The sequence below is a fragment of the Spiroplasma endosymbiont of Colias croceus genome, from assembly GCF_964020095.1.
GTDB lineage: Bacteria > Bacillota_I > Bacilli_A > Mycoplasmatales > VBWQ01 > Spiroplasma_E.
In genome coordinates, this window is the sequence record NZ_OZ026536.1 from 2,374,855 (window position 1) to 2,393,575 (window position 18,721).

27 protein-coding genes and 1 pseudogene are annotated in these 18,721 nt (G+C 20.8%); 20 read left to right on the forward strand and 8 right to left on the reverse strand.

What is annotated here, in order from left to right:
- Positions 1 to 68 precede the first annotated feature (68 nt).
- The 6 genes from AACL24_RS14965 to AACL24_RS14990 all read right to left on the reverse strand — a co-directional run bounded on the left by AACL24_RS14965 (position 69) and on the right by AACL24_RS14990 (position 2,070).
- On the reverse strand, positions 69 to 839 hold the full coding sequence (locus AACL24_RS14965; RefSeq protein WP_339047736.1) for an ERF family protein: 771 nt from the start codon (positions 837 to 839) through the stop codon (positions 69 to 71).
- A gap of 14 nt (positions 840 to 853) precedes the next feature.
- Complete coding sequence (locus tag AACL24_RS14970; protein WP_338979067.1) at positions 854 to 1,024, reverse strand: hypothetical protein; 171 nt, start codon at positions 1,022 to 1,024, stop codon at positions 854 to 856.
- A 2-nt stretch (positions 1,025 to 1,026) separates the two neighbouring features.
- Complete coding sequence (locus AACL24_RS14975) at positions 1,027 to 1,149, reverse strand: hypothetical protein (RefSeq protein ID WP_339047738.1); 123 nt, start codon at positions 1,147 to 1,149, stop codon at positions 1,027 to 1,029.
- A 4-nt stretch (positions 1,150 to 1,153) separates the two neighbouring features.
- Positions 1,154 to 1,336, reverse strand: coding sequence for a hypothetical protein (locus AACL24_RS14980; protein ID WP_174479907.1), 183 nt, complete (start codon positions 1,334 to 1,336; stop codon positions 1,154 to 1,156).
- Positions 1,326 to 1,448 (reverse strand): hypothetical protein, encoded by a 123-nt coding sequence (locus tag AACL24_RS14985; RefSeq protein WP_255495881.1) that lies wholly within the window; start codon positions 1,446 to 1,448, stop codon positions 1,326 to 1,328. Before AACL24_RS14985 ends, AACL24_RS14980 begins: the two co-directional genes overlap by 11 nt.
- A gap of 133 nt (positions 1,449 to 1,581) precedes the next feature.
- Positions 1,582 to 2,070, reverse strand: coding sequence for a hypothetical protein (locus AACL24_RS14990; RefSeq protein ID WP_339047741.1), 489 nt, complete (start codon positions 2,068 to 2,070; stop codon positions 1,582 to 1,584).
- A gap of 511 nt (positions 2,071 to 2,581) precedes the next feature.
- Between AACL24_RS14990 and AACL24_RS14995 the strand changes: the two genes are divergently transcribed.
- The 5 genes from AACL24_RS14995 (at position 2,582) to AACL24_RS15015 (ending at position 6,365) form a co-directional block, all read left to right on the forward strand.
- Positions 2,582 to 3,217: a hypothetical protein gene (locus AACL24_RS14995; protein ID WP_339047743.1), complete on the forward strand. Its 636-nt coding sequence runs from the start codon at positions 2,582 to 2,584 to the stop codon at positions 3,215 to 3,217.
- On the forward strand, positions 3,168 to 5,009 hold the full coding sequence (locus AACL24_RS15000) for a hypothetical protein (RefSeq protein ID WP_339047745.1): 1,842 nt from the start codon (positions 3,168 to 3,170) through the stop codon (positions 5,007 to 5,009). Before AACL24_RS14995 ends, AACL24_RS15000 begins: the two co-directional genes overlap by 50 nt.
- 87 nt (positions 5,010 to 5,096) lie before the next feature.
- Entirely contained in the window at positions 5,097 to 5,519 is a 423-nt protein-coding gene (locus AACL24_RS15005) for a transposase family protein (protein ID WP_339045912.1), read from the forward strand.
- A 23-nt stretch (positions 5,520 to 5,542) separates the two neighbouring features.
- Positions 5,543 to 5,950 carry a transposase family protein gene (locus tag AACL24_RS15010; protein ID WP_339047747.1) on the forward strand — a complete coding sequence of 136 codons (408 nt, stop codon included), beginning with the start codon at positions 5,543 to 5,545 and terminating at the stop codon, positions 5,948 to 5,950.
- A gap of 196 nt (positions 5,951 to 6,146) precedes the next feature.
- Positions 6,147 to 6,365: a hypothetical protein gene (locus AACL24_RS15015; RefSeq protein ID WP_339047749.1), complete on the forward strand. Its 219-nt coding sequence runs from the start codon at positions 6,147 to 6,149 to the stop codon at positions 6,363 to 6,365.
- On the opposite strand, the gene AACL24_RS15020 is transcribed toward AACL24_RS15015, so the two are convergent.
- Positions 6,362 to 6,559: a hypothetical protein gene (locus AACL24_RS15020; RefSeq protein ID WP_339046636.1), complete on the reverse strand. Its 198-nt coding sequence runs from the start codon at positions 6,557 to 6,559 to the stop codon at positions 6,362 to 6,364. The two genes, AACL24_RS15015 and AACL24_RS15020, sit on opposite strands and share 4 nt — an antisense overlap.
- A 244-nt stretch (positions 6,560 to 6,803) precedes the next feature.
- Positions 6,804 to 8,510 carry a hypothetical protein gene (locus tag AACL24_RS15025; protein WP_339047750.1) on the reverse strand — a complete coding sequence of 569 codons (1,707 nt, stop codon included), beginning with the start codon at positions 8,508 to 8,510 and terminating at the stop codon, positions 6,804 to 6,806.
- Positions 8,511 to 8,583: 73 nt separating this feature from the next.
- Here AACL24_RS15025 and AACL24_RS15030 point away from each other — a divergent pair, with 73 nt between their 5' ends.
- From AACL24_RS15030 to AACL24_RS15100, 15 genes and pseudogenes are all read left to right on the forward strand, one after another.
- Positions 8,584 to 9,066 carry a UPF0236 family transposase-like protein gene (locus tag AACL24_RS15030; protein WP_339047752.1) on the forward strand — a complete coding sequence of 161 codons (483 nt, stop codon included), beginning with the start codon at positions 8,584 to 8,586 and terminating at the stop codon, positions 9,064 to 9,066.
- 71 nt (positions 9,067 to 9,137) lie between these two features.
- Positions 9,138 to 9,743, forward strand: coding sequence for a hypothetical protein (locus AACL24_RS15035; RefSeq protein WP_339047754.1), 606 nt, complete (start codon positions 9,138 to 9,140; stop codon positions 9,741 to 9,743).
- A 262-nt stretch (positions 9,744 to 10,005) separates the two neighbouring features.
- Positions 10,006 to 10,374 carry a hypothetical protein gene (locus AACL24_RS15040; RefSeq protein ID WP_339047756.1) on the forward strand — a complete coding sequence of 123 codons (369 nt, stop codon included), beginning with the start codon at positions 10,006 to 10,008 and terminating at the stop codon, positions 10,372 to 10,374.
- 97 nt (positions 10,375 to 10,471) lie between these two features.
- Positions 10,472 to 11,302, forward strand: a pseudogene (locus tag AACL24_RS15045) (IS5 family transposase).
- 1,397 nt (positions 11,303 to 12,699) lie between these two features.
- Complete coding sequence (locus AACL24_RS15050) at positions 12,700 to 12,930, forward strand: hypothetical protein (protein WP_339047758.1); 231 nt, start codon at positions 12,700 to 12,702, stop codon at positions 12,928 to 12,930.
- Between the two features lie 72 nt (positions 12,931 to 13,002).
- Positions 13,003 to 13,359, forward strand: coding sequence for a hypothetical protein (locus AACL24_RS15055; RefSeq protein WP_339047760.1), 357 nt, complete (start codon positions 13,003 to 13,005; stop codon positions 13,357 to 13,359).
- Between the two features lie 2 nt (positions 13,360 to 13,361).
- Positions 13,362 to 13,655, forward strand: coding sequence for a hypothetical protein (locus AACL24_RS15060; protein ID WP_339046898.1), 294 nt, complete (start codon positions 13,362 to 13,364; stop codon positions 13,653 to 13,655).
- 3 nt (positions 13,656 to 13,658) lie between these two features.
- The gene (locus tag AACL24_RS15065; RefSeq protein ID WP_339046679.1) at positions 13,659 to 13,832 is read left to right on the forward strand and encodes a hypothetical protein; all 174 of its coding nucleotides are present in this window, start codon (positions 13,659 to 13,661) and stop codon (positions 13,830 to 13,832) included.
- A gap of 119 nt (positions 13,833 to 13,951) precedes the next feature.
- Complete coding sequence (locus tag AACL24_RS15070) at positions 13,952 to 15,190, forward strand: IS256 family transposase (RefSeq protein WP_339046650.1); 1,239 nt, start codon at positions 13,952 to 13,954, stop codon at positions 15,188 to 15,190.
- Between the two features lie 622 nt (positions 15,191 to 15,812).
- Positions 15,813 to 16,235: a transposase family protein gene (locus AACL24_RS15075; protein WP_339045912.1), complete on the forward strand. Its 423-nt coding sequence runs from the start codon at positions 15,813 to 15,815 to the stop codon at positions 16,233 to 16,235.
- A gap of 23 nt (positions 16,236 to 16,258) precedes the next feature.
- Positions 16,259 to 16,489 (forward strand): transposase, encoded by a 231-nt coding sequence (locus tag AACL24_RS15080; protein WP_339047762.1) that lies wholly within the window; start codon positions 16,259 to 16,261, stop codon positions 16,487 to 16,489.
- Between the two features lie 40 nt (positions 16,490 to 16,529).
- Positions 16,530 to 16,952 (forward strand): transposase family protein, encoded by a 423-nt coding sequence (locus AACL24_RS15085; RefSeq protein WP_339045912.1) that lies wholly within the window; start codon positions 16,530 to 16,532, stop codon positions 16,950 to 16,952.
- A 23-nt stretch (positions 16,953 to 16,975) separates the two neighbouring features.
- The gene (locus AACL24_RS15090; RefSeq protein WP_339045908.1) at positions 16,976 to 17,383 is read left to right on the forward strand and encodes a transposase family protein; all 408 of its coding nucleotides are present in this window, start codon (positions 16,976 to 16,978) and stop codon (positions 17,381 to 17,383) included.
- Positions 17,384 to 17,608: 225 nt separating this feature from the next.
- Positions 17,609 to 17,827 (forward strand): transposase family protein, encoded by a 219-nt coding sequence (locus AACL24_RS15095; protein ID WP_339049467.1) that lies wholly within the window; start codon positions 17,609 to 17,611, stop codon positions 17,825 to 17,827.
- Between the two features lie 600 nt (positions 17,828 to 18,427).
- Entirely contained in the window at positions 18,428 to 18,634 is a 207-nt protein-coding gene (locus AACL24_RS15100) for a hypothetical protein (protein WP_339046902.1), read from the forward strand.
- Positions 18,635 to 18,721: the final 87 nt, after the last annotated feature.

The following is an 18,721-nucleotide window of genomic DNA, read 5'->3' on the forward strand; positions in this document are numbered from 1 at the left end:
CTAATATTTCTAAACAATTCATACATCAATAATTACTTAATCAAATTCTTTTATTACAATATTTACATTTATTCATAATTTCTATACTCACTTTTATTATTAGATTTTATATTTTTAAATCTTTCTCTTATTTCTTTAAATTTATCAAATAAATTTTTTAAATAATTTTCACCCATTAATATTAAAAAATCTTTATTATTATTTGGATTTAATCTTTCCATATCTTCTCTTATACATTCATCAAATAAAACTGTATTTGTAATCATATATTTTTCAAAATAATCTAATTGTTTTTCACTTGGTTCTCATTTTTCATTTTGTATTTTTACATTATTATTAATATAATTATTTTGTGGTTTATTATTTTGAATTAAATTTATATTATCATTATCTGGGTCAAGTTCATCTTCACTTAATAAAAGTAAATTCATTAAGAAATATCTATAAGCATAAGTTTCTGCACTACCTTTTGCTTTTGCTATATCTGTATTTTTAGCACAAGCAAAAATATTAAAATCTTCTCTAAATTCTATATTATCTAAATCAATAATTGAATATTTTTTTTGATATGAAACTTCTATTTCTTTTGTTACATTTTGTATTTTATTATTATTTTTATCTATAAATTCTTTAATATTTTCTATTTTATTTATATTCATATTTTCTGAAATATCTGAATGTAAAATAAGTATATTTAATTCTCTACATAGTACTTTTAATTTATTAAAAATATCACTTAATAATCAATATTTATAATTACCATGAGTATTAAAACCATTTTTAGGTGTACTACCAATTTCTAATTGTAATTTAAGTATTTTTTTATATAAATTATTCATTATAATCACTCTTTCTATTTATTTATTGCATTTTTAATTAAACTTCTTATAAATCCATTAATTTTCATATTTTTTTCTTCACAAATTTCTTTTAATGTTTCATAATCTTTTTCAGTAAATCTTAAATGAACAATAATTTGTTTTATCATTAAATCTTCTGGTTTCTTTTTAGGTGCTGCTACCATATTTATTCACTACTTTCTTTATTCATAAATAATTCTTTAATTCTTTGACCATATTTACCATTTTCTATATCTTTAAAAAATATTTGTAAATCATTTTTCATATCTTGAAAACCTTTATTTTTCATATTATTACACTCCTTTAAAATTTTCTAATTGTAATTCATTAATATAATATTCATATAAGTAATCTCAATTATTTGATGTTAAATACATATCTTCTTCAATCATGTCATTAATACATTTATTACAATAATAACTATTATCTAATTCACTAATTCAAATATATTTTTCATTATGTATATTACATTTCATTTTTTTCACCTATTAATTTATAAAAACATTTATTACAAGTTCTATTTCCATATGATGAATTTTTATGACAAATATCACATGAACCTTTAATTCTATATTCTCTACATTCCATAATTAATTCTCTCTTTCTATAATTTTTAATATTTCTTTAATTTCTATATATTTTTGATTTTTAAGTAATTTTTCATTACATAAATTTTTAATTAATTCTATTTTTTCAATATTTAATAACATATTAATTTCCTTTAATACTTTAAATAAAATATTTTTTCATTATGAGTATTGATATCTTTCATTGGCATAACAATATAATTTATTGCTAAATCATTATCATTATATGGATTATTTATTTTAAAACTTTTCATATCTTGTTCTCATGTAATGTTATATTTAAAACATTCTTGATTTTTATCATTTTTAAAAATATAATAACCATTATATTGTTCATAAAATTCACAAGATATTAATTCATTTTTATTTGTAGTAATATCTGGAATATTTTTAATATATTTTAAAATATCACTACCTTTAACACTTTCAATATCTTTTATTATTGATTTTTTCCCTAATTTATAATAAAAATCTTCAATTATTTTTAATGCTATTTTTTTATTTTTTGTATCAATAATAGTATCTTTAATTGGAAATCATGTTTCATATTCACCAATTTCTAATAACATACCTTTGGTTGTTTCTTTAATTTTATTTTTAATATCTAAATTAACATTAATCATTACGTATCCTTTCTATGTATAAGCCTTATCACCTACAGTGATAAAAGGCTTATATACTACTAACTAAATACTTCTACTTACTATACGTAAGGCTTATGCTACTGTAAGTAGCAAAGCCTTGGAGGGTAGGGGTTCTAGGGGAAGGGAACCAAAATTTCTGAAATTTTCAAAGAGCAACAGAAAAATTACTATTGGTTAATTCCAGCACAATAGCCTACATAATTTTTTATTTAGTTATGTAATAATTAATTACTTTAATAAAGTGCTGGTTTAATAAAATAATTAATTATAATTGTTCAACAATTAAAAAATGAGAGTATTATCTCTCATTTAACTTCTTTTTAAATCTAACCATTAACTTTATACGCCCGAACAAGTAACTATTAATCGTGCAATTTATAGTATTAATGATAATAAAAAACAATTTCCATTATCTTTTAAAGAATATATTAATAATCCAAATTTAGAACAAGAACAAACATTAAATATTAATTATATTCCAATAGCAATTATGCGAAATAAAGCAAATGAGCTAGCAGATTGTAATAAAGTAATGGATAAAATTAAAGCATTAGATGTTATTTATGAACAAATTGTTTTAGATACAATTTTAAATTCACCTAAATTTATATTTAGTCAAACTTATGGTAATGTTCAATCAACATTAGAAGAAGCAGTAAGAACATTAGTTACTAAAAACTACATATTTAAAAGTGGTGGAGATAATAATGAACAAAACGAAAATATCAATATGACAAATAGTAATTTTAAAGGTAAAAATTTAACTGATATATATGATTGAAATGTTAATGAAATATTTAAACGTTGTGGTATTCATATACCAAGTCAAAAGAAATCTGCACAACAATCAGTTCCCGAAAGTACAGCTGTAAATATTTCAACCATTAATTATATTGAACAAAAATTATGACAATTTAATATTGATATTCTTAAATTTATTCAAATATTAGTACGTTTAGATAAAGATTTATTAAATAGTAAAACATTTAATATTAATGATGAACAAGAAATTAATAATTTAATAGTTAAATTAAAATTATTTAATCCCGAAAATAACCAATTAATAGGAGAGAACAATGGAAAACAACAACAAACAACAGACCAAGTTTCCACAGAAACAAACTAAACTTAATCAAGCAGAAGTAGAAAATGATTATTTAATTGATAATATTCCTTATGACTTTACTAATATGATGGGTGCTACTAGTGACCCCGATATTAATAGAGCATACGATGAATTTAAAAAAAGAACAATTTATATTTATGAAATTGAACGTTTATTTAAAAATAATGAAAATAATACTTTAAAATTTTCAGCAAATACTATTAAAATTGGTTTTATTGATATTAATAAAGTATTAAAAACTATTGCAGTTGAAACATCTGATTTTACTATGCAATTAAATCAAAGAGCAAGTACAAATATTAATGATAATACAATTGAATATAGTATGACTGATATTAAAAATTTAATATTTCAAGAAATAAATTTATTAAATCAATTTAAGTTATATGCTGTATCTATTAATGAACCATTAACTGAAAATAATATTGATAATTTATATATTATTAATAATTATTCACAACCTTATCAAAATCCTAAAACAAGAAGTACTAAAAGTATAACTATTATTAAAATTAAAGATTTTAAAACAAGAGATGGTTATCCAATCATTATTAAATTACAAAAACCATTAGATAAAGATACCAAAGTAATTGGTTTAAAAATTAAAGCCCCTAGAAGCATGATTTTTGGCAATATAAAGGTACTTGGTGAAGTTGATAATATGGAAGTATACCCTAAATTATTTGTTAAAGATAAGATAGCATTTCCGCTATTATCAATGCCTATTGAAACTCAGCCAAAAGTTAGAATATTACAACAATGATTTAGTGAACAAATATTACCTTGAAATTTAGCAAAACAATTTATAGGACAAGAAAAATCAGTTTTAGATTTAATTGCTATTGGTGGTGGTAAAGAAACAAGAAAAGAAATAATTAAAAACGCAAGAGTTACACATGCTTGATTAGGATATTTTTTAAGTTCTTATTCTTTTGGAGAATGACCATTAAAAGAAAAGAAAGAACTTAAAGATAAAGAAGTATGAAAAATTCATAGTGGTCCAATTGGAAAAGAATATACAAGTATTGCTACATATGATAAATTTGATGATATTGAAGTTGAAATAAGTGACAAACCACCAATTGATAGTTTACAACAACTTTTATTAGATATGCTAAGTTATACATATAATTATAATAGAGGTTTTGATGGTGGAGAATATGATGAAAAAAAACATAAACCAACGAATGAAATAGCAAAATTGCGTGATAAATTTGAAGGACAAAAACCCGATGAAGTAATTACTAATTTGTTTAGACAATGAGAATTTGATTATCCAAATTATATAAATCTACCACAAATGCAAATATTTAAGCAAGTATTTATTATGCTATCAAAATATATTTATTGATCACTATCAATAAATAAAGGTTTAAATGATGATAATAAGATGTTATTACCTTATTATTTTGAATTAAAATCAAGTCCAATAAAACCTAGTAAAGGTGATATTTGAAAATATAAAGATGTAAAAGTAATATTAAAATCTCCATATTTTCATTTTACTGATATAAATAATATTAAACCAAAAAATAATGATATTAGTCAAAATGAATTATTTAAACTAGATAATAATCAATTTAATTGATTATCTATTACAAATGAATTAGAAAGTAATAACATTCCATCATTAATTCCAGCAGATTGAACATTAGCTAATGGTGAATATGGAAAATACTTTACAAGAGCAATCATTAGTAATAATAAAATCGAAAATGCTTTCAGTTTATATGGTTCAAATAAATCTCAATTATATTCCAAATTAGAATTTTATAAAAGACATATTCCGTAATTAAATTTTTTAAAAGTCAATTAATAATTTTAAAATTTATTTTATAATTTTGTTATTAACAATAAATTTAGAAAAGTGTTGATAAAAATGATTTTTGAAAATTTAAAAAAATTAAAAAATGAAGAATTTTATAGATATTTTGGTATAAAACGTTTTCATTTTAATGAAATGTTAGAAAAATTAATTGAAATAGAAAAATTAGAAAAAAATAAAGGTCGAAAAAATAAACTTTCAGTAGAAGAAAGATTAATGATGACTTTATTATACTGAAAAGAATATTATACTTTTTTTCAAATGAGTATTAAATCTAAAATGAGCCCATCAAGTTGTTTTCGAAATATTACTTGAGTAGAAAATAAACTTAGTAACCACAAAGATTACCAATTTTTAAAAGAAAGATATAAATTAAAAATTGATAAAAAACAAGAAAATTCAAATGAATTTCAATTTTATTTAATTGATTCAACTGAGATTGAAATTGAAAGACCAACTAAAAAAAACTACAGTTAGAATATTTTTCTGGTAAAAGTTGAATGTATTCTATAAAATTTCAAATTGTATATGATTTTTTTAATAAAAAAATTGTTGATATTTTTGCTGATAATGGTAAAGTGCATGATTTTCAAATATTAAAAAATTCAAATCTTGAATTTTCAGAAAAAACAATAATTATTGGTGATTTAGGATATCAAGGTATACAAAATATTTATAAAAATACAATAATACCAATTAAAAGAACTAAAAATAAAAAATTAACTAAACAAGAAAGAAAATACAATAAGATTGTATCTAAAATTAGAATTAAAGTTGAACATATCTTTTCTTGATTGAAAAGATTCAAAATTTTAGTAAATAAATGTAGAAAATCTAAATTTAGACTTATGTACTTAAGATTTAACTTACTTTGTGAAATTTTTAATAAAATAAAACCATTAAAATAAAAAAAATATTAAAAATATTTTTTTAAAATTTAAATTTTTATCGAGTTAATATAAAAATATTATTAACAATTTTTTGTTTAAAATGTAAACTCATTTTTTAAACTATTTTTTCAAAAAATATTTATTTCTATATTCAATAACAGTAAATAGTTTTAAAACAATTTTATTGACAATTAATTAAATTTAATTACGGAATATGTCCAAAGAAATTTTAAACATTGATAATAATACCGAATTTGAATTAAAAATTGAAAATCCGATTAATAACTTAAATCGGATTGAAATTAGTGGAATATTTGCTGCTGGTAATTATGATTTAATTTTAATAACTGACAAACAAGAAATCAATTTAAAAAAGATTAATTTATTTGATAAATATAATGAAAATATTTCTTATATAAATATAGAAATTTAATTATCAAAATATCAATCAGGATAGTTACCATCTCATTTTATATCATCTTCATGTTTTGGTTTTTTAGAAAAATATAATTCAAAATATCATTCACTGGTATGTGTATTAACTCATATAGTTGTTGTTCCATACACCATTTCCCCATTTCGTTCTTGATAATATTTAACATTATTACCTATATTATGGGTAAGCACCCCCCATGATTAATCCTATTGTTCCAGTTGTAGCACCAGTTAGTGCTAATGCTAATGTTATTTTACTTAAATTTGTTTTTATTCATGTTTTCATATTAAATTACTCCTTTTTTCCTTTATTTTACTTTAAAATTGTACTATTTTTGATTATTTTTACAAGTATGCTTTTAAATGCAAAATAACGACTAAATTAAAGGCGTTTATTTTGTGATACCTATTCTATTAATGATATTCAACTTGTTTATTATATTGCAAATGTGAAGATACTTTTTTTCACACTAGCATTATTTTTACCCCTAATTACATTTTTATATGGATACAGTGCATAAAACAGAGCATCATAAGGGTCTTGGTACATATTCTTATCAGGAATGTTAGTTTTTGTTTCATCATAACGTAATTCTTCTAAACATTGAGTAGTTTTTGGTAAATCATCTTTATTTGCATAAAAGTTTCCATAACTCATAATATTTCTCATTCAAACTACTCTATTAGTTAATCCTGCTTCTTGATTTAAATTTGAAGCATGTTTAATAGCAGTTTGTGTTATTAAAATAGTATTATGTTCATCAATTAATTTTTGATTTAATCAATCAATTGCTGTTCTAGCTTTATCATCATAAAAATAAATTGCTTGGTCAAAATTTTCAAAATTATCCATTAATCCTAAAATTTCATTAACATAAGCATTAATTTTTTCATTTTCATTAATAAAATCATTTGGAGTAACTATTAATTCACAAATAACATAAGGATCATAATATCCACTATTTTTATATTCTTTAAACCCAACTACCATAAATACAGTATGGTCTTTTGGTCCCGTAGCTCAATCAATACCAACACTATAAAAATCAAATTTATACATATCTTTTTCTTGATTATAAAATTGTTTTAAATCATATGATTGTCAATATTTTACTGTTTTTTGAAATGGAAAAATTGTTGCATCACTATCTAAAAATTCAAAACCATAATAAACAGTATTATATTCATCTTCATTACTTTTTTTCATTTCTAATAATTTTCTTTGTTGGATATCCGGTAACTTATCTCAAAATGGTTTAATAGTAAATCTTAAAACAAATAAACCTAAACCACTAAACATGTCTTTATTTTCATAATAAACTTTGCCAATTTTTTTAAGATTTTTCATTACTTCATTATTTAATGGTAAAAATGGCGTACAGTATTTTAAATAAAATGGATGATATTTATCATAAGGATTGCATGTAAAAGTCATAAAAAAGTTTTTATAAAAATAACGAGTAATCTTTTTTCCAAAAGTAGGGCTATATATATTTTTATCAATAAAAGTTCAATTTCATTCTTTAATTGGTTCATTTGACACTTTAATTCTGTTACTTCTAAACATAGATATTTCTAATCGCTCATAGCGATATGTTAATTCTTTATCAGTAAGTGTTTCTTTTTCTTCTGCCATGATTATTTCATCTGTTCTTGAACCTAAAAAACTTGAACCACCTGCTTCTTTTCCAAAAATCTTATTACCAATAGCATAACCAATAAAGTCAATTTGTTGATTATTAGAAAAAATAATACAACCACCATCCTTAGTTATTTTTCATTTAATACCATGTGGATTATTAGGTAATAAATTAATATGATATGTATCTAATAAAACTTGACAAACATTCATTAAAGCACCAATTGTAGTTTCACTATGAGTATTTTCATATCTTCTTACTTCTTGGACACTACTATCACTAAAATTACAACATATAAATAAATCAAATGCTAAGCAGTTTCAAGTTTTTCTTGTTCCACGTGCTGTTGGTATAAAACGATAAAAACAATTATTAGTAAAATATTCTGCTCATTCATCACCAACAAATGCTTTAAAAATATCTCAATTAAAACCATAATTATTATCACTAAAATTAAGATTATATTTTTTATTCAGTTGTGCATAACTACTAATAAAAGCCATATTTTACTCCCTAATTTTTATAAACAATACAATTAAATTATTAACAAACAAAATTTAGAAAGGAACATTAAAAATGTTTATATTACCATTTCCTAATCTTTTTGATTGAGACAAACATGATTTTAATCAAGATGAATTAAGTTTAAAACAAACAGAAGAATTATTTGCAAAAATAGATGATTATTTATGAAGTATATGTGATAAATCTGAATATAAATCATATAGATTTAGAAAAAGAAGATTAAAAGCAAAAAAAGGTTTATTAAATTATAAACGACGTATTTGTACACATTATAACCCAAAAACACAAAAAAAGGAATTTGTTTCATTGTTAGATAATTATCTTGGTGTTAAAAAATATAGTAAACTTGCACCAAATGTTATTAAACAAATTTTAAAATATTTTGCTGATGGTAAAAAGTATCGTGATGTTTGTGATACTTTTATTGAAGATTTAATAAGTACTAGTACAGTTTGTAGAACATATAAAAATTTGAATTACCAAAAGCTAATATTCCAAAAATACCATTACAACCAAATCAAAATTTATACTTAAATATTGATGATGGACATAGAAAATTTAAGTTTAATGAAAGACACAATACTAAAAATTGTAAAAAATGTTCTATGAGATTATTAGTATTTTGTACTGGTAAAAAGAAAAATGGAAAATTAATTAATAAAAGAGCTGTATGTAAAATAAGAATATCAAAAACAGAAATTGGTGCAGAAAAAACAGCAAAATTAATTCAAACATATGGTAATTTATTTTTTGAAAATTTTGACCAAGCAAATTTAATAGTTTGTGGCGATAGTGCAAAATGAATTAGAAAAACTGCTACAATTTTAAATGCTAAATTTATTTTAGATAAATTTCATGCTTTTCATGTTTTATTTCTTGGAATAATGGCTGGAAGAAGAAAAAATAAAATAGCTAAATTACACTATGAAAATGCCATAAATTTATTTGCCAAAGGTCAATATTATGAATTAATTGATTTTTTACAATCACTAACTTTACAATATAAAAAATTAAAAGTTGGTTATTTTATTAATGCAAAAGATGGTGTATTAAACCAAGCATTAGTTGAAAATATTGGTTGCTTTACTGAAACTAATATTAAACAAATTTTAAAGCATATGATTGGTGATAGAACATATAACATTGATATTTATACAAAAATGGTTAATTTTAAATGCTATCAAATAAATACTGCCATCCAGTTATTATAAATTAAAATTAAAGATTTTAAAAAACCAAAAATAAAATAAAACTTATTAAAGTTTACTTTAATAAGAATTTTTGAGTTATAAAAATAAGTATTATTGTTGACTAATATTTTTCAAGTGTTAAGATTAACATACAATTGCATATTGAAGTCAAAATTATTCTCGTCTAACTTTATAATTTTAAGACAAATTTGAATATTATTGACAACATCGGTACGCTCACAAAACACAAATAAAAATATTATTAAAATCTCCTTTTATTTGATTGAATAAACAATTTCAAAAATATAAATATGAAGTAACGTTAAATCAATATCAATCTCAATTAGAAAAATTAGAAAAAGAAATCCAAAAATTAGAAACAAATAAAGGAGGGCGAAATTTTTCTAATAAATTTTGAGTTATTATTAGTTGTGGTCGTTTTAATAATAGTAGAAGCAATGAAATTAAACAACAAAAAAAGGCAAAATTATATGAAATTAAACAAAAGATTTCTGGATTAAGAAATCAAGCAACTATGCAATCTCAATCTTTAACATCTAGACATGCTGTATCTTGAAATGAAATGGATCCTAATCGCTTTTTCAATGAAATTGGATATAACGATGATAGGGGATTTACTTCTTCGTTTTAATATATTAAATAATTGTAATAATAGACTTCTTGCAAAACCTATCTATTAAAAATTTAATTTTTAAAATAAAATTAAAAATAAAAAAGATAGGTAATCTATGATGTTTGATAAATTAAAAACTATTAACAATCCAGAATTATTAAGATTAACTGGTATAAATGATATTATTTTTAATAAAATTCTAGAAATTTTAAAGACAGAAGAAGTAAAAAAAGTTTAAAAATGGTGGTACACCTAATAAATTATCATTAGAAAATCGTTTATTAATGACTTTAGAATATTGAAGAGAGTATCGAACTTATTTTCATATTGCTAAAAGTTATGGAATTAGTGAAAGTAGTTGCTATAGAAATATCAAGTGAATAGAAAATACTTTAATAAAACATCCTGATTTTCAACAACTTGATGGGCAAAAATCACTGTTAAATAATAATTTTAAAGATAAAACAGTTATCATTGATGTGACTGAAAGTACTATTCAACGCCCAAAAAAAGTCAAAAACAATATTATTCAGGAAAAAAGAAAAAACATACAATAAAAACTCAAGTCATAATTGAAAAAGATAGTAAAAAAATTATAAGTTCTTATTTTTCTTATGGTAAAAATCATCATTTTAAAATTTTAAAAAATTCAAAAACGAAATTTTTATCAGAAACAACTATTTTAGTAGATTTAGGATATCAAGGTATACAAAACATACATAAAAATGTCTTATTACCTAAACGAAAATCAAAGAAAAACGCTTTAACTAAAGAAGAAAAGAAAAATAATAAGGCTATTTCAAAAATGAGAGTTGTTATTGAACATGTTTTTGCGATTCTTAAAAAATTTAAAATTATTAGTGAAAAATATCGAAATAGAAGAAAAAAATTTGCATTAAGATTTAATTTAATAGCTTCAATTTATAATTTACAATTATTAATTTAAATATATTTAATAATTTAATATTTTATTTTTTTATTTGAAATAATAATTTTTGTTGTATTTTAATGACAAAAAATAAAACATATTTTGAACAATAATTTTTAAAAAATATTAAAAGTGTTATTAAAATAAATTTTTAAACTTAAAAAATGTGATTAATATCATAGTTTTGCAAGAAGTCTAATTTATTTTTTATTAAAAATATAATTGAATATAAACTAAAAAGCAAAAAATATGGAAAAAAAGTAAAACTATTAAAGATGATATCATAAAGAAATATAATCAAAATAAATATAAAATAATGATAAAAAATCAGAAAAAAAGTTTTAGACAAAGTAGTTTAAATATTAAAAATAATTTAATTATTAGATTCTTTAATATCATTAAACAATTATCACAGTGAATTCAATTATCATCATAGGCAGTTTGATTTGCTTGTATTTTGGGAGGTTCCCAAAAACATAGGAATATGAATTACTAGATAAATAAATTCTTTTGAATATTACCATTTAAAAATGATGATAGACAAATTAAATTCTCTTTTACCCTTAAATTTATATTCGACGTATTTTAAAAAATATAGATTTTATAAGATAAAATAAAAATTATTCTCAAAGTTATTATTAAGGAAAAAGACAAGAAATAATCTTGTCTTTTTTTGTAATTGTAAAATTTTAAAATTTTTTAATAACCGTCTTTAACGCTATTATCAACACGTGTTAGGGAACTAAAAAAGTGAACTACAACACAGTTGTTAAAAATAGTAGCTAGCATGTGGACTTGCATGGATAAATAATAAGTGGAGTGATACCTAATAAAATATACTAACCATTTAATGGTAATTCTTGGGGTGGGAGCGAATTGGAAACTAGTATATATAGACCTGTTGTAGGGACCTATTGTATTAATTCTATTCTTTATTTAACCAACCTTGCCACTCCCCAGTGAGCAAGTGTTGGTTTTATTTTTTATTTTTTTTGAAAAATTTTTTGGGCGAGAAAATAAATTTAAAACTTGTAAAAAAAATTGAGCGGTGCCGGTTCAATTAAAATATTAATTTGCTAAACACAAATTAAATAAATATTGAATCGAATGCCTCAATGTTTTTTAAAATTTCACAATTTATTTTTGAGCCCAGAATTGCTGGAATGAATAAAACTAATAGTATTAATAATATAAAAATAAAAATATATATTCTTTATGCTACAAGCAACAGAATATATTAGAAAGAACTATTATGAAAAAGTATTTTTGTTGAACATGTAAACAACATAAATTAGATTATTTATTCTTTAATACTAATGATATAAAAACAAGACAAAACTTTTTAAGAGACAAAAATAATAAAGCAATTTGTTATGACTGTATTTTAAATGTTAGATTAAGTAGGAGATATAAATATGAATAAAAACCAAGAAATTAATTCATTAAAATTGGAAATAGAACTACTTAAACAAAATAGTGATAAATTATATAACGGTTTATGAAAAAGATTTGAGAACTTTATTGATAAAGCAAAATTAATTAAATATTTAGAAAATAAAATTGAAAATGATGGATATAGAAGTGCAAGTAATGATGCCATATATTATTCATTAATTAAAAAAATCAATAATGGTGAGTTTGATTAATAATGCAATATGATTTAATTATTGGAATTGACCGTGCTGGTATTGGTAATAACGGAATTGTTATATATTCAAATGAAACTAATAATATTTGTTTTTAATGAAACATTCAATACATTAACTGTTTTATGAACTAAAAATATTTATAAAGAAAAATTTCAATTAATTAAAGAAAAATTTATTGATAAAAAAATATTAGTTATTGTAGAAAATTTCTTTTTAACTTCAAAACAATTATTAACTAATCCATTAGCAACACCTAAAATTATTGGTGCATTAATGGTATTAGTACAAGATGTTATAAATTGAGATTATCTAGAAAGTGAACCAAAAAATAAAACTAAAATAGAAAATTATAAAGGAAATATAAAATTTACAAAACATGAACAAGATGCATATAAGCATATTCAATATTATTTAAGGAAATTATAAACATGAAAGATAAAGCAAATTATGTCAAATTAACAGTAAAACTGAGTAACAGTATTGAAGCAAAATATTACGAAAAAGGTAATAAAGAATTATATTATAGTGTTCGTGGTCAATGAAATGGATTAAATTATGTTACTTTAATTTTTAATAACCCAAAACTTTATAATCGATGTATTTTATTAAACAAAAACGATGAAATTTTAGTAACTGGTGAAATCTTTAATAATTGAAATATGAATATAAATCGTGCATTTTGTTCAATCAATGTTAAATGATTTAAAAAATGAAAAGAGTAAAAAATGATATTATGAAAAATTTTATTAATAGTACCGATATTAATAACAAGTATAACTATTTTAATATTTTTAATTTATATAATTATAGATTTAAAAAATGAATATAAAGTTTTAAATCTATTAAATTCAATTGCAAAAGATTTAGAAAAGAAAGATAAAAATAAGGAGAATAAATAATATGATTAATGATTATGATTGAATAGGTAATGTTTAGTAATCTGTGTAACTTACAAAAATAACTATGTTTAATTAATTCTAGTAAATATAATTAAATGACTAGAAAGAGTGAGTTACAGATGGCTAAAAAGCAAAATATTAATAATAATGATCCAATATCAAAAGCAGTAGATTTATTATTAGAAAATACTGAAGATTTAACAACAGTTTTTAAAGAGGGAGGATTGTATAAAGAATTAACAAAAAGATTAGTAGAAAAAATGTTGAATTCTGAGATGCAAAATTATTTGGGATATGAAAAGAATCAACATAGTAATAGTGACAATGCTCGTAATGGTATAAGTTCAAAAAAAATAATAACTCAACAAGGTAAAATTGAGATTGATGTACCACGAGATCGCAATAGTAATTTTAATCCTATAATAGTTGCAAAAAGACAAAGAAGATTTGATGGTTTTGATCAACAAGTTCTTTCTTTATATGCAAAAGGTATGACATTATCAGATATTAGAATGCAATTACAAGAGTTATATCATGGTGCTGATATTAGTGAAAGTGTTATTAGTCAAATTACTGATGATGTTATTGATGATGTAAAAGCATGGCAAAATCGACCATTAGAAAGTGTCTATCCGATTGTTTATTTTGATTGCATAGTAGTGAAAGTACGACAAGATAAAAGGATTATTAATAAATCAGTTTATATAGCTTTAGGAGTTGATTTAGAAGGTAAAAAAGATGTTTTAGGTTTATGAATTAGTGAAAATGAAGGTGCTAAATTTTGATTAGCAAATTTAACAGAAATGAAAAATCGTGGCTTAAATGATATTCTGATTGCTTGTAGTGATAATTTAACAGGCATGTCAGAAGCAATACAATCAGTTTATCTTAAAACAGAACATCAATTATGCATAGTTCATCAAATTAGAAATAGTTTGAAATATGTCTCATATAAGCATAGAAAATCTCTAGTTGCAGATTTAAAACCAATTTATACTGCATGTAGTGAAGAACAAGCAATGCAGGCTTTAGAATCCTTTGAAAATAAGTGAAATAAACAATATCCTCAAATTGCTAAATCTTGATATAAAAATTGAGATAATTTAATGGTTTTTATTAGTTATCCTACAGAAATCAAAAGAGTTATTTATACAACAAATGCTATTGAATCTGTAAATAGTCAATTACGAAAAGTTATCAGAAATAAAAAAGTTTTTCCTAATGATATGGCAGTTTTTAAAATATTTTATTTAGCAATTGAAAATATAACAAAAAAATGAACAATGCCCATTCAAAATTGAAATACAGCAATTGCTCATTTTATGATAAAATTTGAAGATAGAATTAATCTAAACTAGTACTTTGTAAAACAAAGATACACAGATTACATAAAAGCCTCATTGAATATGATATTGTGATAGTTATCCTTGTAAAAATAATAATAGTAATCAAGAAATATATGTTTGTTCAATTACAAAAAATACAAAATTAGGATTATGTAAAACTCATTTAAATAATTATAAAAATATAAAAATTGATTATGTTATTGAAATTAAGGAGAATAAATAATGGAATATTGAACAAAGTATAAATGTGTTTTTTGTGGAGAAATAATAATTGGAGATGAAGAAAATATTGAACATGTAAGAGAACATAGAAAGGGTATTAGATAATGAAAAAAGTTGAAATTAATAAAGAAAAATTACTTGAACATATTAAAAATATAAATTTTAGAGGAATTTTCGGTTTATTAATTAAAAAAATAGAAAATGGAGAAATTAACTAATGACTAATTGTGAACATGAAGATGTAAGTATTGAATTAATATTTAGATGTAATAATTGTAAAGCTGTTCAATTTCAACATCCAAAAAAATAAAGACATATTCCGTAATTAAATTTTTTAAAAGTCAATTAATAATTTTAAAATTTATTTTATAATTTTGTTATTAACAATAAATTTAGAAAAGTGTTGATAAAAATGATTTTTGAAAATTTAAAAAAATTAAAAAATGAAGAATTTTATAGATATTTTGGTATAAAACGTTTTCATTTTAATGAAATGTTAGAAAAATTAATTGAAATAGAAAAATTAGAAAAAAATAAAGGTCGAAAAAATAAACTTTCAGTAGAAGAAAGATTAATGATGACTTTATTATACTGAAAAGAATATTATACTTTTTTTCAAATGAGTATTAAATCTAAAATGAGCCCATCAAGTTGTTTTCGAAATATTACTTGAGTAGAAAATAAACTTAGTAACCACAAAGATTACCAATTTTTAAAAGAAAGATATAAATTAAAAATTGATAAAAAACAAGAAAATTCAAATGAATTTCAATTTTATTTAATTGATTCAACTGAGATTGAAATTGAAAGACCAACTAAAAAAAACTACAGTTAGAATATTTTTCTGGTAAAAGTTGAATGTATTCTATAAAATTTCAAATTGTATATGATTTTTTTAATAAAAAAATTGTTGATATTTTTGCTGATAATGGTAAAGTGCATGATTTTCAAATATTAAAAAATTCAAATCTTGAATTTTCAGAAAAAACAATAATTATTGGTGATTTAGGATATCAAGGTATACAAAAGACATATTCCGTAATTAAATTTTTTAAAAGTCAATTAATAATTTTAAAATTTATTTTATAATTTTGTTATTAACAATAAATTTAGAAAAGTGTTGATAAAAATGATTTTTGAAAATTTAAAAAAATTAAAAAATGAAGAATTTTATAGATATTTTGGTATAAAACGTTTTCATTTTAATGAAATGTTAGAAAAATTAATTGAAATAGAAAAATTAGAAAAAAATAAAGGTCGAAAAAATAAACTTTCAGTAGAAGAAAGATTAATGATGACTTTATTATACTGAAAAGAATATTATACTTTTTTTCAAATGAGTATTAAATCTAAAATGAGCCCATCAAGTTGTTTTCGAAATATTACTTGAGTAGAAAATAAACTTAGTAACCACAAAGATTACCAATTTTTAAAAGAAAGATATAAATTAAAAATTGATAAAAAACAAGAAAATTCAAATGAATTTCAATTTTATTTAATTGATTCAACTGAGATTGAAATTGAAAGACCAACTAAAAAAAACTACAGTTAGAATATTTTTCTGGTAAAAGTTGAATGTATTCTATAAAATTTCAAATTGTATATGATTTTTTTAATAAAAAAATTGTTGATATTTTTGCTGATAATGGTAAAGTGCATGATTTTCAAATATTAAAAAATTCAAATCTTGAATTTTCAGAAAAAACAATAATTATTGGTGATTTAGGATATCAAGGTATACAAAATATTTATAAAAATACAATAATACCAATTAAAAGAACTAAAAATAAAAAATTAACTAAACAAGAAAGAAAATACAATAAGATTGTATCTAAAATTAGAATTAAAGTTGAACATGTCTTTGCTTGATTGAAAAGATTCAAAATTTTAGTAAATAAATGTAGAAAATCTAAATTTAGACTTATGTACTTAAGATTTAACTTACTTTGTGAAATTTTTAATAAAATAAAACCATTAAAATAAAAAAAATATTAAAAATATTTTTTTAAAATTTAAATTTTTATCGAGTTAATATAAAAATATTATTAACAATTTTTTGTTTAAAATGTAAACTCATTTTTTAAACTATTTTTTCAAAAAATATTTATTTCTATATTCAATAACACTAAATAGTTTTAAAACAATTTTATTGACAATTAATTAAATTTAATTACGGAATATGTCCAAAATATTTATAAAAATACAATAATACCAATTAAAAGAACTAAAAATAAAAAATTAACTAAACAAGAAAGAAAATACAATAAGATTGTATCTAAAATTAGAATTAAAGTTGAACATGTCTTTGCTTGATTGAAAAGATTCAAAATTTTAGTAAATAAATGTAGAAAATCTAAATTTAGACTTATGTACTTAAGATTTAACTTACTTTGTGAAATTTTTAATAAAATAAAACCATTAAAATAAAAAAAATATTAAAAATATTTTTTTAAAATTTAAATTTTTATCGAGTTAATATAAAAATATTATTAACAATTTTTTGTTTAAAATGTAAACTCATTTTTTAAACTATTTTTTCAAAAAATATTTATTTCTATATTCAATAACACTAAATAGTTTTAAAACAATTTTATTGACAATTAATTAAATTTAATTACGGAATATGTCCTAAGAAGGAGAAATAACTAATGAAAATGTGTATTGATTGTAAACAACATTATAATTGACCAAATTGTAAAAATTGTTTTAAAAATAATGATAATAAAAATTAAAAAGAATAATAAATGTGGTTATGGTAGAGTCTATTCCCATAAATGTAAGAACCTGTTTAGGATCTTTTTTCATGTTCAAAAAATTTTAACAAAATACAGGCAAATTATTTAAAAAGCACTTATATTTTTTTTAATAATAAAAATAAAAAAAATAAAATACATTTAATCATGTTATTTTTAACATAAATTAAAACTCAAAAACTGTATTAATAATTTTTCAAAAGATTCCAAACAGGTTCTAATAACTTATGTAAGCAAAAACAAAATAAAAGAGTTAGAAAAGAAAGGTTAAATTATGAATAAAGAAAATATACCATGTTGTTTTAGTGAAGTTAATGAACTTGGTAAACATATAACAAATTGTACTAATTTACCAACAAAATTAGATAAAGATAATGTACAAGTAAGATATTTTTGTGAAGAACATATGATTAAAGTTGAAAAAATAAGAAGAAAAATGGCTCAAAAATATATTAGACTTCTTGCAAAACTATGATATTAATCACATTTTTTAAGTTTAAAAATTTATTTTAATAACACTTTTAATATTTTTTAAAAATTATTGTTCAAAATATGTTTTATTTTTTGT